Genomic DNA, 14,685 nt, shown 5'->3' with positions numbered 1-14,685 from the left:
TTGCAGTAGGTTGCCCTACAGCGCGATCACGATTGACAGCGGTGTGGCGAGATCCTATCTTCTGTAGCGAAGGTTACAGAGGATTCTCGATGCGTCTCGCCGACGTCTGCATCATCCACACCGGCTACACCGCTCGCGGCAGACTCGAGCCGATGGCCGCTGGGGGCGTGCTCGCAATCCAGTTGCGGGACATATCCTCGGAAGGCCATATCCACCCTGAGCGTCTCGCTCGCGTCCAACTGGAAGACCTGGCGGACCGCTACTTCGTGCGCGCCGGTGACGTTGTGTTTCGGTCACGGGGTGATCGCAACACGGCTTCCGCCCTGGACGAGCGCCTGCAGGAACCTGCGCTTGCGGTGCTCCCTCTGATGGTTCTGCGTCCGAATCTTGAAGTCGTGACGCCAGCGTATCTGGCGTGGGCGATCAATCAGCCGCCAGCTCAGCGCCACTTCGACGCCGCGGCCCGGGGCACGAACATCCGGATGATACCCCGATCCAGTCTCGACAGCCTCGAACTCGATGTGCCGGACATCGAAACTCAAGAAAAGATCGTAGCGGTCGACGCCCTGGCCGAGCGAGAGCGCTTGCTTTCGCAGCTCGCCGCCGAGACGCGAAGACAGATGATCAGCCTGATCCTCGTCGAGCAAGCAAACAGGAATAGCCCCGGTACTGGGATGGAAAGGACGTCCAAATGACCGACCAACTCACACAGCAGCAGGTCAACCAGACGGCCTGGGCCGCTTGCGACACGTTCCGAGGTGTCGTCGATGCTGGTCAGTACAAGGACTACATCCTCGTGATGTTGTTTTTGAAGTATATCTCTGATCACTGGAAGGATCACCTCGAAACTTATCGCAAGCATTTCGGTGGAGATGAGATCCGGATCCGGCGCAGGCTGGAACGTGAGCGTTTCGTCCTGCCCGAAGGCGCCAGCTTCTACGACCTCTACGAAGCGCGGAACGAACCCAACATCGGCGAGCGGATCAACATCGCGCTGGAGCGGATCGAGGATGCCAACCGCACCAAGTTGGAAGGCGTGTTCCGCAACATCGACTTCAACTCGGAGGCCAATCTCGGTCGCGTGAAGGACCGCAACCGGCGCCTCAAGAACGTGCTGGAGGACTTCGCCAAGCCCGCACTGGACCTTCGCCCCAGCCGCGTGACCGAGGACATCATCGGCGAGTGCTACATCTACCTGATCTCGCGCTTTGCCTCGGATGCGGGAAAGAAGGCCGGCGAGTTCTACACGCCCTCCGCCGTTTCCCGCCTGCTGGCGAAGCTGGCAGCGCCCAAGCCCGGCGATACGATCTGCGACCCGGCCTGCGGGTCCGGATCGCTGCTGATCCGCGCGGCCGAGGAAGTTGGGTCCGAGAACTTTGCCCTCTACGGCCAGGAAGTGAACGGGGCCACATGGGCGCTGGCGCGGATGAACATGTTTCTCCACGCCAAGGATGCCGCGCGCATCGAGTGGTGCGACACGCTCAACAGCCCCGCGCTGGTCGAGGGCGATCACCTGATGAAGTTCGACGTCGTGGTGGCCAATCCACCGTTCAGCCTCGATAAATGGGGGGCAGAGAGCGCGGACACCGACCAGTTCAAGAGGTACTGGCGCGGCATTCCGCCGAAGTCCAAGGGCGACTACGGCTTCATCACCCACATGATCGAGATCGCTAAGCGCCAGAGCGGCCGGGTGGCCGTTATTGTTCCGCACGGCGTGCTGTTCCGGGGCGGAGCCGAGGGGCGTATCCGGCAGGCTCTGATCGAGGAGAACCTGCTCGACGCGGTGGTGGGTCTGCCTGCCAACCTGTTCACGACCACGGGCATCCCGGTGGCCATTTTGGTCTTCGACCGCTCTCGCGAACAGGGGGGAGCCAACGAGGGCCGGCGCGATGTTCTGTTCATCGATGCGAGCAGGGAATTCACATCCGGCAAGACCCAGAACGTGATGGAAGACGCGCACATCCTCAGAGTGCTGGAAACCTACGCCTCGCGGGCGGACACACCAAAATACTCTCACCGCGCCAGCCCGGAGGAGATCGGCGAGAACGACTTCAACCTCAACATCCCCCGCTACGTCGACACCTTCGAAGCGGAGGAGGAGATCGACGTGGCCGCCCTGCAGAAGCAGATCAACACCATTGAGGCCGAGTTGGCCGAGGTGCGGGGCAAGATGGCCGGCTACCTGAAGGAGCTGGGCGTCGATGTCTGAAGGCGAACTGATCCTTTACAGCACCGAAGATGGCGCCGCGACCATCGGCCTGCGGGCCGTGGACGGGACCGTTTGGCTGAGCCAGCGGGAGATCGCGGAACTGTTCGACAAGGACGTGCGCACCGTCAACGAGCACATCAAGAACGTCTTTTCAGAGGGCGAATGCGATCCTGGGGCAACTATCCGGAAATTCCGGATAGTTCAAACCGAAGGCTCCAGGCAGGTCGAACGCGAGGTCGATAGCTACAACCTCGATGTCATTCTGTCGGTCGGCTACCGGGTCCGCTCGGCGCGCGGCACCCAGTTCCGCCGCTGGGCCACCACCGTCCTGCGCGAATACCTGGTCAAGGGCTTCGCCATGGATGATGCCCGGTTGAAGCAGGCCGAGCAATGGGACTATTTCGACGAGTGGCTCGCCCGCATCCGGGACATCCGCGCCTCGGAGAAGCGCTTCTACCAGAAAGTGCGCGACCTCTACACGACAGCCATCGACTACGACAAGACGTCCGAACAGGCCCAAGCCTTCTTCAAGAAGGTTCAGAACAAGATGCTCTGGGCGGTCACGGGCAAGACGGCCGCCGAGCTGATCGAGAACCGCAGCGATCCACGCGCCCCCAACATGGGCCTGACCAGCTGGAAAGGCTCGGTCGTGCGCAAGGGCGATGTCGGCACCGCCAAGAACTACCTCAAGGCCGAGGAGGTCGAGGAGCTCAACCGGATCGTCGTGATGTATCTCGACTATGCCGAGGACCAGGCGAAGCGCCGTCGCCCGGTCGCCATGGCCGAATGGGCCGACAAGCTCGACGCTTTCCTCTCCTTCAACGAACGCGACGTGCTGACCCATGCCGGACGGCTGCGGATGGATGTGGCCCAGAAGCTGGCCGCCGAGCGGTTCGACGTGTTCGACGCCAAGCGCCGCGCCACGGAGGTGCTGGCGGCGGATGAGGCTGACATCGCTCAGCTGGAGGAGATGGAGAAGGCCGCGAGGAAAGGTGGCGAAGATGCGTAGAGCTAATCAACGCTCATCGATTGGGGAGCTCTGCGACTTCGTCAATGGGAACGGCTTCCGCCCCCCCGACTGGAAGCAGTCTGGCCTTCCCATCATCCGAATTCAAAATCTGAATGGCTCCACTTCGTTCAACTACTTCGACGGTGAACCAAAGCAGAAATGGATTGTCGAGCCTGGTGATCTCCTGTTCGCATGGGCAGGAGTGAAGGGCGTTTCGTTCGGTCCGACCATTTGGCCCGGCCCGCGCGGAGTCTTGAATCAGCATATTTTTCGTGTCGTTCCAAAAAAGGGCGTCGACAAGTATTGGCTCTATCTGGCGTTGCAGGTCGCAACCGTTCGGATCGAAGCCAATGCACATGGCTTCAAATCCTCACTTGTTCACGTCCAGAAAGACGACATCACAGAACAGGCCATTGATCTGCCCCCGCTCCCCGAACAGCGGAAGATCGCCGAAATCCTGCGGACATGGGACGAGGCCATCGAAAAGCTGGACGCGCTGCGGGCGGCGAAGCTGCGTCGGCATCGCGCATTGACCCACTCTCTGGTCTTCGGAACGCGCCAACTGGATCGCTTCCGCACCACGGACGAAGTGGCCACGCATCGCTGGTTCACGCTTCCCGCAACCTGGAGCATAAAGCCCATCGGCAAGCTGGCGCGCGAGATTTCCGAGCGGAATGGCGACGCAGAGCAGCATGAAGTCCTCTCCTGCTCCAAATACGACGGGTTCGTCCGGTCGCTTGAATACTTCAAGAAGCAGGTCTTCAGCGCCGATCTGTCAGGCTATAAGAAAATCTGGCGCGGCGACTTCGGCTTTCCCAGCAATCACGTCGAGGAAGGCTCAATCGGCCTTCAGAACCTGATGGAGGTGGGCGTCGTCAGCCCCATCTACACGGTATTTCGCTTCGCCCCCGAGAAAGTGGATGCGGACTACGCCTTTGCCGTGCTCAAGACCGGGCTCTACCGACACATCTTCGAGGTTAGCACGAGCGCCTCTGTCGACAGGCGGGGCAGTCTGCGCTGGACCGAGTTCTCAAAGCTGCCGTTTCCGGTGCCGTCGCTGGCCGAACAGAAAGCCATCGCAGAGGTGTTGCGCACGGCCAAGGTGGACCTCGATGCCCTGAGCGCCGAGATCGAAGCCCTCTCCCGCCAGAAACGTGGCCTGATGCAGAAGTTGCTGACGGGCGAATGGCACGTGAAGGTGGAGGCCCACTGATGGCGCTCGGTTTCCGGCAACATGACCCTGCGCGTGACGGTACCCTTGAGGTCGAGGAGGTTCATCCGAACTTCGTCGAAGTCTATTTCGTGCCGCCGGAACATAGTCTCAGCGCGGCCAATATCGACACAAAGAAGGCGAACCAATACCGGGCCAAGTTGCTGGACATCAACGGCCAGCACAGATTCCTGACGATCTATCCAATCAACACTTTCGGCGACAAATCCGACTTCCTGAAGCCAAAATATGGTCAGGTGGAGCGGATCACCCTCGATCGCACGGACATCATCTTTCCGGGCTTCGACGGAGCCGTGCCAACGGAGCCCGAAGGTGTGCTCGATGTCCTGGAAAAGCTGCCCTCCGCCTTCACCAAGGACTACGCCTACGGCCTCGGCCTGGCGAAGCCGTATCGATTCATCATCGATGCTGTGGAGGAGCTATCGGACTGCACCGAGATCGTCATCACAAGCGATCAAGTTACAGGACCAGACGCGAAGAACGTCCAAATTTTCTATATATCAAAGAAAGACTTCGAGCAGGTACGGCGCGCTCTGAACAGCATTGATAACCTCGCTCAGACCGCCGCGCGTGCCGTGAAGGAAACAACGGCTCACAACATCATCGCAGACCGGCTTGGCGTGCCAAAGCTGGAACCTAAGGCCGGCCGGCACCCCTACCGAAAGCTCTTCACCACCGTGGCGCAGGGCAAGGAGGAACTGTCCGAGGAAGACCAGAACGCCGTTATCGGTGCCCTGAGCAGCCACGCCGCGAGCATCGCCGAAGAGCAGCCCGAGAAACTCGCCAAGCTGCGCGGGGACATCGAGCTTGTAACGCTCGAAGCGTTGATCAAGCGATATGAGGAGATGCTCGGTGAGAAGCTCCCTGAGGGCCGTTGGCAGGATTTCTTCAACGAGAATCCCTTCATCCTGAACATGGCGTTCGGCTATCCGGTGATCAAAGTGCGCGACCAGGCCTCAGTTGGCGGACGGAAGCTGTCGGGCGATGGAGAGAAGATCACCGATTTTCTGGTCAAGAACAGCCTGACCAACAACACGGCGATCTTCGAAATCAAGACGCCGCAAACTGCGATCCTCAACAAGACGCCGTTTCGCGATGGCGTTTTCACGCCGTCGGCCGATCTGTCGGGATCGATTAATCAGGCGCTGGATCAGAAGTACCAGTTTCAGAAGCAGATTGCCCAGATCAAGGACAACACCCGGCTCTATGACATCGAGTCCTATGCCGTGCACTGCTGCCTTGTCATCGGCAGGGCGCCCGACGGCGACGACCAGAAGAAGTCCTTCGAGCTGTTTCGACGCAATTCCAAAGACGTAGAAATCGTGACGTTTGATGAGCTCCTCGAAAAGCTGAGGCAGTTGAGCGTCTTCCTGCGCGTTGCAGATGATCCCCATAAAGCCAAGGACTGAAAGGCGATCCCAATGGCCAAAAAACACATCGAGATGGCGATCGCCTACGACTTCGACGGCACGCTGGCGGACGGTAACATGCAGGAACATCAGTTCCTGCCCGACATCGGCATGAAACCGGCTGCGTTTTGGGCCGAGGTCAAGCGCCTGACCAAGGAGCATCAGGCCGACGAAGTGCTCGTCTACATGAACCTGATGCTGCGCAAGGCCGCCGCCGCCGGCGTTCCGGTCAGGCGGGACGACTTCAAAGCGCGGGGCAAGTCGATCCAGCTGTTCGAGGGGGTCGAGGACTGGTTTGACCGCATCACTGGCTATGGCAGGGCGCAGGGCGTCCGCATCACGCATTATCTCGTCTCGTCGGGGAATGCCGAGATTTTCGCCGGAACGCCGATCGCCTCGAAGTTCGCGCAGGTCTACGCATCGAAGTTCATGTTCGATGAAAACGGCGTGGCCGCGTGGCCGGCGCTTGCCGTCAACTACACGACAAAGACGCAGTACCTGTTCCGCATCAACAAGGGCGCCTTCGACCTCAGCGACAACAGCAAGGTCAACCAGTTCGTCGAGAAGCGTGATCGGCCGGTGCCCTTCGAGAACATGGTGTTCATCGGCGACGGCTCGACTGACATTCCGTGCTTTCGACTCGTGAAGGAACAGGGCGGCCTTTCGGTCGCGGTGTTCAAGCCCCACACCAAGGGCGCGCGCGGCAAGGCCGACAACTACATCAAGGATGGCCGTGTCCACTGCGCCGTGCCCGCAGCCTACACGGACGGCAGTGAATTGGACCGCGTCATCAAGGCGAACATCAACGCTGTCGCGGCACGCGCGGCGCTGTCCGGGCTGCTTTCGGAGGGCCCGCAATGACCTTTGATGCCGCCGAGAAGCACCAGTCCCAGATCCCCGCCCTGCAGCTTCTCGTGGCGCTGGGGTTCACACCGCTCTCCCAAGCGGAGGCTGTGCGCCTGCGCGCCGGTCGTCTGCGCAACGTGGTGCTCGATGACATCCTTGCGGACCAACTCCTGCGGATCAACAGCTTCAGCTATCGTGGCCGGGATTATCCCTTCGACCTTGAGGATGCGCACGAGGCCATCCGCCGGCTGAAGCCCACGCCTGACCGGCAAAAGGGACTGCGCGGCACCAACCAGGACATCTACGACACGCTCGTGCTCGGGACGACGATCACCAAGACGATCCAGGGAGACTCGAAGTCCTACTCATTCCGCTACGTCGATTGGGAAACCCCGTCGAACAACGTCTTTCATGTGACGGCCGAAGTTTCTGTCGAGCGGACGGCCAGCACCCAGACCAAGCGGTGTGACATCGTCGCGTATGTGAACGGCATCCCGTTCCTGGTGATCGAGAACAAACGTCCGACCGAGAGCCTGAAGAAGGCCGGTAGCCAGCTGATCGGCTATCAGAACGAGGACAACATCCCGCAGCTGTTCCACTTCGCCCAGCTTCTCATGGTGATGAACCGTGTCGAGGCGCGCTACGCTACCGTGGGTACGCCGCGGCAGTTCTGGCAGACGTGGCGGGACGAGGAAGACCGCGACGAGATCATTGATCCGCTGGCCAATCGACCGCTCACGGCGGCGGAGGCGGACGCTGTCTTCTCGGGCGACTTCGCTTTCGCCCGCGCTCACTTCGAGGCTCTGGCGGCCGAGGGTGCGCGCGCGATCACCGCGCAGGACCGCACAATTCATGCAATGTGCCGGCCGGAACGCCTACTGGACCTTATCCGTCGCTTCACAGTGTTCGATGGTGGCGCACGCAAGGTCGCGCGCCACCAGCAGTTCTTCGGGATCCGGAAAGCTGTCGAACGCGTCCGCCAGTTCAATGTGGACGGGCGCCGCAAGGGTGGCGTGATCTGGCATACCCAAGGGTCGGGCAAGTCGCTGACCATGGTGATGCTGGGGCGCTCTCTCGCGCTCGACAAAGCCATCCCCAATCCGCGCATTCTGATCGTCACCGACCGCGACGATCTCGACAAGCAGATCAAGGACACGTTCAAGTCGTGCGAACTGGAACCCGTGCGGGCAACCAGCGGCGCCCATCTGATCGACCTGATCCGAAACCGGACGCCCCTCGTGACGACCATCATCAACAAGTTCGATACGGCCGCCAAAGCTGCCGAGGACGTCGATGAGGATGCCAACGTGTTCGTCCTGGTCGATGAGAGCCATCGCTCGCAGACCGGCCGATATGGAGGTCACAGCCAGTTCGCAACAAGGATGCGCCGCCTGCTGCCTAAGGCTTGCTATCTCGGCTTCACCGGCACGCCGCTCCTGAAGAAGGAGAAGAACACCCTGTCGACCTTTGGCGGCCTGATCCACAAGTATGCGATCGACGAGGCCGTCGCTGACGGAGCCGTCGTGCCGCTTCTCTATGAGGGACGGCTTGTCGAGCAGCAGGTCAATGGGGGCGTGATCGACAAGTGGTTCGACAAGATCAGCGAGGGCTTGACCCCCAGCCAGAAGGCCGACCTCAAGCACAAGTTCTCCCGCATGGATGCGCTGTCAAAGACAGGCCAGTCGATCCGAGCGAAGGCTTTCGACATCTCGGAGCACTTCCGCCAGCACTGGCAAGGCACGGGATTCAAGGCGCAGCTTGTCGCGCCGTCCAAGGCGGCAGCTGTCCGCTTCAAGGAGGTGCTCGACGAAATCGGGCACGTCACCAGCGAAATCGTCATCTCGCCGCCCGATGACAACGAGGGCAACGAGGAGGTCGACAAGGAATCGAAGGACCTCGTGCGCGGATTCTGGGCGCGGATGATTGCCCGGTACAAGACCGAGGACGAATACACCCGGCAGATCATCGACGCATTCAAAGGCTCGGGCGATCCGGAGATCCTTATCGTTGTGTCGAAGCTGCTCACCGGGTTCGATGCGCCGCGCAATACCGTGCTCTACGTGTGCAAGTCGCTGCGCGAACATAACCTGCTGCAGGCGATCGCCCGCGTGAACCGGCTCTATGAAGACGGCGCGACCGAGAAGCAGTTCGGCTTCATCATCGACTATGAGGGGTTGCTCGGAGAGCTCGACACGGCCCTGACAACGTACAGCGCCTTCGAGGGTTTTGACGCCGTCGATCTCGCCGGCACAGTTCACGACGTGCGCGAGGAAATCCGGAAGCTGCCCCAGCTGCACGATCAGCTCTGGGACCTGTTCAAACCAGTCAAGAACAAGAAGGACATGGAGCAATTCGAGCAGTTCCTGGCCGATGAAGCGATCCGGCAGGAATTCTATGAACGGCTGAAGGCATTCAGCCGCTGCCTCCATATCTCGCTGTCGTCCGACAAGCTCTTCGACGTCTTCAACGAGGCGAAGATCGATTCCATGAAGAGGGACTGGAAACAGTTCTCCGAACTGCGTCGGTCAGTTCAACTGCGCTACCAAGAGACCGTCGACGTTAAGGAGTTCGAGCCAAAGATCCAGAAGCTGCTGGACGACCATGTGGTTGCCATGCCGGCTGAAACGATCATCGAGATGGTCAACATCAACGACCCGGACGCCCTGAAGGCCGTGGTGGAGGAAACGGGCGTCTCCGAGGCGTCGAGGGCGGACCGGATCGCCAGCGCGACGCGACGGACCATCACGGAAAAGATGGACGAGGACCCGACCTTCTACCGCAGCTTCTCGGAGCTTCTGGAGGAAACCATCCGCGACTATCGGGCCAAGAGGATTTCCGAGCGCGATTATCTCAAGAACGTAGTCGATCTGGCCAGCAAGGTCGCCCGCAAGGACCGGGGGCGCGAGGTGCCGGATGCGATCAAGGGCAACGACGATGGGCAGGCGTTCTTCGGGATTCTTGAGGGCGTGCTCGCGACCGACGACGGTAAACCGGTTGCGTCAGATGAGGTGGCCGCCATCGCACTCACGATCATCGATATCATTAAGTCCCATCACATCGTCGACGTCTGGTCCAACGACATCGCTCAAAACAAGATGCGCAACGCCATCGACGACTACTTCTTTGACGTCCTTCGCGATGAGCGCGGCATCGAACTCACGGTCGAGATGATGGACGATCTTGAACTCAGGATCATGGACCTCGCGCGGGCGCGGTTTCCCGGATGATGCCGGAACGTCACAGCATCCGATATGGGGAACACTGGATCGATTTCTCCATCGTGCGCCGCGACCGGACGACGCTGGAAATCGCCGTAGAGCCTGATGCCTCTGTTGTGGTCGCTGCTCCACGGGATGCTCAGCTGGCGGCCATCGAGGAGAAAGTGCGCAAGCGCGCCGCATGGATCCAGCGTCAGCAGCGATATTTCATCCAGTTCCTGCCGCGCACACCGGATCGCCAGTATGTGGCGGGCGAGACCCATCTCTATCTCGGACGCCAGTATCGATTGAAGATAGTGCACCACATTCAGGCGACGGTGAAGCTTGTCCGTGGCTTCATCGTGGTCCAAACGCACAGGCCTGAAAGGACCGAGGTCACCCGCGAACTTGTCGAAGGTTGGTATCGGGAGCGGGCTTATGTGAAATTCGTAGAGCGCCTTGAAGTCAATTTGCTGCGCTTCCCGGCCCCTGAAGACTTCCGCCCCAGAGGTCTGATTGTGCGCCAACTCCGGCAGCGGTGGGGTTCGATGTCACCAGCATCGCGCCTTCTGCTCAATCGCCGCCTAATCGAGGCGCCCATAGACGCGATTGACTACGTCATCACGCACGAGCTTTGCCATATGGCCGTGCCGCACCATGGAGCGGAGTTTTTCGAGCTTTTGGGTCTTGTCCTTCCGGACTGGTCAAGGCGCAAGCAGAGGCTCGAAGAGGCGATGGCGTAGCTGCTCTCGTCCAGGTTACTCCCTGAGATTTGTTGCCCGTGCACGACCGGCCGGCGCTCAAGATCTCAACGAATTCAGTTCGTACGTTCGCGACAGCTGTTGTTTCCATGACGATTTGAAGTTCGAACTCCCGCTCCGGCCTGATCGCCCAACCGTATGAAGAAGCGAGGGTTTCTGTCCGTATGGTGGTGGCTTCAGTCCACAGGTCGGGAGAGAAACGGGCCATTCGGAGAATGCGGCCCGGAGTTCGCGGGCAGCGCAGTGCAGAGGTCGAACCTGCAAAGCCTTTGGAACGTTGCGCTTTCTTCTGCCGCGCGGCGTTCGGGGAGACGCTTCATTTGAAAGCAATGGCGGGGCTGGCGGGATTCGAACTGGGCATACGTCGAGAGTAAGCCGATAGCCTCGGGATAGACCTTTCAACTAACCGCAGGAATCGTTGGTTGCAAGCCCCCGCAACCACTTCTGTCATAAAGCACTCGAAATCCAAGTGTGATCAGATGCTTAGGCCGCCGAAAGGCGGCCTTTTCCATTTTGAAGCGGGCGGAATATCGGTCGTTCCGACCGGGCCGAAACCGTATGCGCTCAATGGCCGCCCGTTTTGATGGGATAGTGCAGCAGCAGCCGATAGCCGCCGCGCATCATCCTGATGCCGTGGGCGACGAGGCGGCGAGCCTTGTTCTTGCGCGGATCGACTTCTCAATCCTCTTTCGTGCCGCTGAATCCGAGCAGCACTTCGGTGATGGTGCGGTAGCTCTCGCCGTGCAGGCGGGCGTCCAAGGCTCGTAGGGACAAGATGTGCCATTGGCGGAGTTGGGCGGGCATGACCCGAAACTCCGGTCCCGGCCGACGGCCTTCGACGGAGCGCCAGAACCGCCGGGCGGCATGCGACCGCAGGTCGTAGAAGGCGTCTAACGGCAGGAACGTACCGTAGAAGGTCGCAGCATCGGGAGCGGCGCGGGGAAGCCACAATTGATGCGCGATGCCATCGGCACGCCAGATGCCATGCCAGCCATCGGCCGCGCGGCGCAGGTCGAGGTCGTCGAGATCGGCGAGCTTGATGGTCGGACCACTGGCGTCGACTATCTGCGCAACAGGCAACAGCATGAAGGCGCTCGGATACACATACGGCGACCAGAGCGGAGCTTGCAGATCAGCCGCCGTGTCAGGATCGCTTGGGAAACAGCAAACCCCAGCGATGGGTGAATTTTTTCAAATCGGCTGCTTCCGGTTCCTTTACGCGGCTGATTGTCTGGAAGTCGCAGTGATAGTCTTCATGACGACGAAGATACTCCCACGCAAAATCAGTAGGAAGAATGACCTTTTCGTAACCGTAAGCCGATGTCGCGCACCAATTAATACTTAACATGACGCACCCTTCCATCTATTGGCGGTCAACCATCGGTGCTGAATGCCACCGCCGCCGCATCGCGTTAGGCCCGGACACTCGCGGCTCTATCTATAAACCGCACTCCCGATCTCGGTGGGAAAGGTGATAATGCCATCTTCATTTTATTGGGCGTGTGCATCTGGCGACGATTTGCCTGCCAGTTGGGACCGTAGCTGAGCGTTTTCTGCTTCCAGCGACTCCAATCTCTGCCTGATGGGCTGCAAGGCGCTGGCCAGTTCCGTTTCCGTGAAGCGGGGGACGATATGCTGAGGACAGTTCCAGTCGAAGTTTTGCAGACGCAGCCGGATGATCCTCTCAACCTTTCCGCTGGCACCGTCGAGCACCTTTTCAGTCATGTCAGGATCGGCATCCAGAGCAACAACGTCTGCATGCACATACATCTTGAGCCGGGCTCGGCGCGGATAGTCCATCAGAAATAGGCAGGCCTTGCTGTTGGCGGACAGATTGCCAATGCTGAGATACTGGAAATTTCCCCGATAGTCGGCGAACGCCAGCGTCCGGTCGTCCAGAAGCTTCAAGAAGCCTCGGGGTCCGCCGCGATGTTGGATATAGGGCCATCCCGTCTCCGAAGTGGTCGCCATGTAGAAACTGTCCCGATCCGCGACAAAGGCAGCCTCCCTTTCGGTGAACCGATCAAATTCTCGCTGGCCTTTGAAGTTTGACCACATGTGCGCCACGCCGAGGGCTTCTTGCACCGCCCGTACAGCCGGTGTCACCGCCACTTCCAGAAAACCAAAAGCCATGTCATCTCCAGTCGTGCTTGCCTGTTCTCATGCGACTTCTTTGCGGTCCTCAAGTGGGTCCGTGCTTCGTTTGCGCCCGGTCTGGAAAGCGAGCGCTACTGCTGCGAGCAGCGCGAAGGCGCTTCCGGTCCACATCGCAACGGCGGGGTCATCGCCGAAGGCGCTGATCGTGCCTGCGCTAACGGCGGTGCCGACGGTGATGCCCAGCGTGATGACCGACATGTGGACAGTCGCGACGAGGTTCCCGCTGCCCCCGACCTCCACGACGCGAGTGACCAGCGGCGGGTTCATCGTGACCCCGGCAAGGCCTACGATCAGGACCATCGCGAGCACCAGAGGCTGACTCTGGCTGGCGATGGCGAGCACGCCCAAGGAGACGAAGAGCAAGGCGTGTCCGAAGCGCAGCACACCGACCGCATGATTGTCCGCGAGCTTTCCGACGATGAGATTCCCGACGAGCGAACACAGTCCGTACGCGAGAAGAATCAGCGTGGTCGCATCCGTGCTGAATCCGGCGCTCTGTTCGAGAAGCGGTGTGAAGTAGGAGAACGCTGCATACGCCGAGCCGATGGTCAGGAAGCTTACGAGATAGCGCGACCAAAGCCTGGGCAGTCTGAGATTGCGCAGGTCCTGGGCACTGTCGTCGGCAGAGGCCGCACTTCTGTCGGGGAGCGTCAGAAGACTCAAAAGAAAAACGAGAGATGCCGCCGCACCGAGGACGTAGAATGTCGCCTGCCAATTCCACCGGCTGGCGATGAAATGAGACACCGGAAGACCGATAACGATGCCGGCCATGATGCCGCTGAGTACGATAGAGACAGCCTCGCCAATCTTGTTTGGGCTTGGTGCCAGTCTTGCCGCGTAGGCGACGGACAGTCCGACTGCGGCTCCCGCGAGGCACCCGGTCAGGACACGCATGAGAGCGACCCACCAGTAGTCGTGCACGAGCGGGACGAGCAGTTCCGGGATCGCGTAGGCGGCGACCACGGTCAGCAGCGCTTTTTTGGGTGGGAGATCGCGCAACGCATAGGCGATCACCGGCCCGCCGAGCGCCATGCCGAGTGCGAAAAATGAGACGAGCAGCCCGATCCTGCCGGTGTCCACTCCAAGATCACGAGCCATCTCCGGCATTATGGCCGGAACTTGCAGCTCGCTTGCGACCACGATCAGGATGGTCAGCGCCAACAGGAACAGGTGTCTTTTCATAGGTAGCTCTTCTTTTTCAGTCAGTCCATTTTGTATTTTAAAATACAAAACACGTTAAAAAATGACGGATCATGCGACCCCGCGACTTACGCGCGAAGTGAATCGAGGTGGAGATCGGCTACCTTGCGCAGGCTAGAAACCCCCGTGCCGGATTGCGAGAGAACCCGGATTCCCGAGATTGCTGACACAATCATGAGCGCTGCATCGCGCGGCGAGAGGTCATTTCGCAAGCTCCCGTCGAGCCGCCCCGAAGCGACAGCCTCGGCCACGAGAGAGAGTTGGCGGTCCATGAAGCGGTCGAGAATACGCTGCACTCGCGGCTCTCTGTCGCCGATACCCGGCGCCATCCGCGAGGCGACGATCATGCAGCCGGCGGCATGCCCCTTCTTTCTCGCAGAACCTTCCTCCTCAAGGATCAGATCAAAGAGGGCGGCGAGACGCTCACAGCCGGACAAGGCGTTTTCCGTCAAGATCGCCTTCTGCGCATCGAGCGCGACGGAGATGTGTCGCTCCAGAGAGCGAATGAACAGCTCATCCTTCGAGATGAAGGTGTTGTACAGACTGCTCCGCTTCACGCCGGCAGCTTCGCATAATTGCTCTGTCGACGTGTCTGCGAACCCGCGCACCCTGAACTGCTTGGCGGATGCGTCGAGCACCGCCGCCTCGTCGAACTCTCGTGGACGT

At 60.1% G+C, this 14,685-nt stretch carries 12 protein-coding genes and 1 pseudogene; 8 read left to right on the top strand and 5 right to left on the bottom strand.

The features are described 5' to 3' along the window. The first annotated feature begins 89 nt into the window (after window positions 1–89). Genes FHS82_RS15140 through FHS82_RS15105 form a run of 8 tightly spaced genes read left to right on the top strand, consistent with a single transcriptional unit; the run spans window position 90 to window position 10,644 of the window. Window positions 90–695, top strand: coding sequence for a restriction endonuclease subunit S domain-containing protein (locus tag FHS82_RS15140; RefSeq protein WP_166954330.1), 606 nt, complete (start codon window positions 90–92; stop codon window positions 693–695). After that, entirely contained in the window at window positions 692–2,209 is a 1,518-nt protein-coding gene (locus FHS82_RS15135) for a type I restriction-modification system subunit M (protein WP_166954329.1), read from the top strand. Before FHS82_RS15140 ends, FHS82_RS15135 begins: the two co-directional genes overlap by 4 nt. Continuing rightward, entirely contained in the window at window positions 2,202–3,218 is a 1,017-nt protein-coding gene (locus tag FHS82_RS15130; protein WP_166954328.1) for a virulence RhuM family protein, read from the top strand. Before FHS82_RS15135 ends, FHS82_RS15130 begins: the two co-directional genes overlap by 8 nt. Then, on the top strand, window positions 3,211–4,431 hold the full coding sequence (locus tag FHS82_RS15125; protein WP_166954327.1) for a restriction endonuclease subunit S: 1,221 nt from the start codon (window positions 3,211–3,213) through the stop codon (window positions 4,429–4,431). The genes FHS82_RS15130 and FHS82_RS15125 overlap by 8 nt, the downstream gene beginning before the upstream one ends. Further along, window positions 4,431–5,858 carry a Shedu immune nuclease family protein gene (locus FHS82_RS15120; RefSeq protein ID WP_166954326.1) on the top strand — a complete coding sequence of 476 codons (1,428 nt, stop codon included), beginning with the start codon at window positions 4,431–4,433 and terminating at the stop codon, window positions 5,856–5,858. The genes FHS82_RS15125 and FHS82_RS15120 overlap by 1 nt, the downstream gene beginning before the upstream one ends. Before the next feature lie 12 nt (window positions 5,859–5,870). Beyond that, window positions 5,871–6,719 carry an HAD family hydrolase gene (locus FHS82_RS15115; protein WP_166954325.1) on the top strand — a complete coding sequence of 283 codons (849 nt, stop codon included), beginning with the start codon at window positions 5,871–5,873 and terminating at the stop codon, window positions 6,717–6,719. After that, window positions 6,716–9,931 (top strand): type I restriction endonuclease subunit R, encoded by a 3,216-nt coding sequence (locus FHS82_RS15110; protein WP_166954324.1) that lies wholly within the window; start codon window positions 6,716–6,718, stop codon window positions 9,929–9,931. Before FHS82_RS15115 ends, FHS82_RS15110 begins: the two co-directional genes overlap by 4 nt. Beyond that, window positions 9,928–10,644, top strand: coding sequence for a M48 family metallopeptidase (locus tag FHS82_RS15105; RefSeq protein ID WP_166954323.1), 717 nt, complete (start codon window positions 9,928–9,930; stop codon window positions 10,642–10,644). Before FHS82_RS15110 ends, FHS82_RS15105 begins: the two co-directional genes overlap by 4 nt. A 582-nt stretch (window positions 10,645–11,226) precedes the next feature. Here the strand turns inward: FHS82_RS15105 and FHS82_RS15100 are convergent. The 5 genes and pseudogenes from FHS82_RS15100 to FHS82_RS15080 all read right to left on the bottom strand — a co-directional run bounded on the left by FHS82_RS15100 (window position 11,227) and on the right by FHS82_RS15080 (window position 14,657). Continuing rightward, a pseudogene (locus FHS82_RS15100) lies at window positions 11,227–11,748 on the bottom strand (DUF2285 domain-containing protein). Between the two features lie 58 nt (window positions 11,749–11,806). Further along, complete coding sequence (locus tag FHS82_RS15095; RefSeq protein ID WP_166954321.1) at window positions 11,807–12,010, bottom strand: transcriptional regulator domain-containing protein; 204 nt, start codon at window positions 12,008–12,010, stop codon at window positions 11,807–11,809. A gap of 143 nt (window positions 12,011–12,153) precedes the next feature. After that, on the bottom strand, window positions 12,154–12,795 hold the full coding sequence (locus FHS82_RS15090; protein WP_166954319.1) for a pyridoxamine 5'-phosphate oxidase family protein: 642 nt from the start codon (window positions 12,793–12,795) through the stop codon (window positions 12,154–12,156). Window positions 12,796–12,822: 27 nt separating this feature from the next. After that, window positions 12,823–14,001, bottom strand: coding sequence for an MFS transporter (locus tag FHS82_RS15085; protein WP_166954317.1), 1,179 nt, complete (start codon window positions 13,999–14,001; stop codon window positions 12,823–12,825). 86 nt (window positions 14,002–14,087) lie between these two features. After that, entirely contained in the window at window positions 14,088–14,657 is a 570-nt protein-coding gene (locus FHS82_RS15080; protein WP_208394268.1) for a TetR/AcrR family transcriptional regulator, read from the bottom strand. Window positions 14,658–14,685: the final 28 nt, after the last annotated feature.

Source organism: Pseudochelatococcus lubricantis, assembly GCF_011762225.1.
Classification (GTDB): domain Bacteria; phylum Pseudomonadota; class Alphaproteobacteria; order Rhizobiales; family Beijerinckiaceae; genus Pseudochelatococcus; species Pseudochelatococcus lubricantis.
The sequence above is the reverse complement of the archived record's forward strand: the minus strand, read 5'-3'. Positions and strand labels throughout refer to the sequence as shown.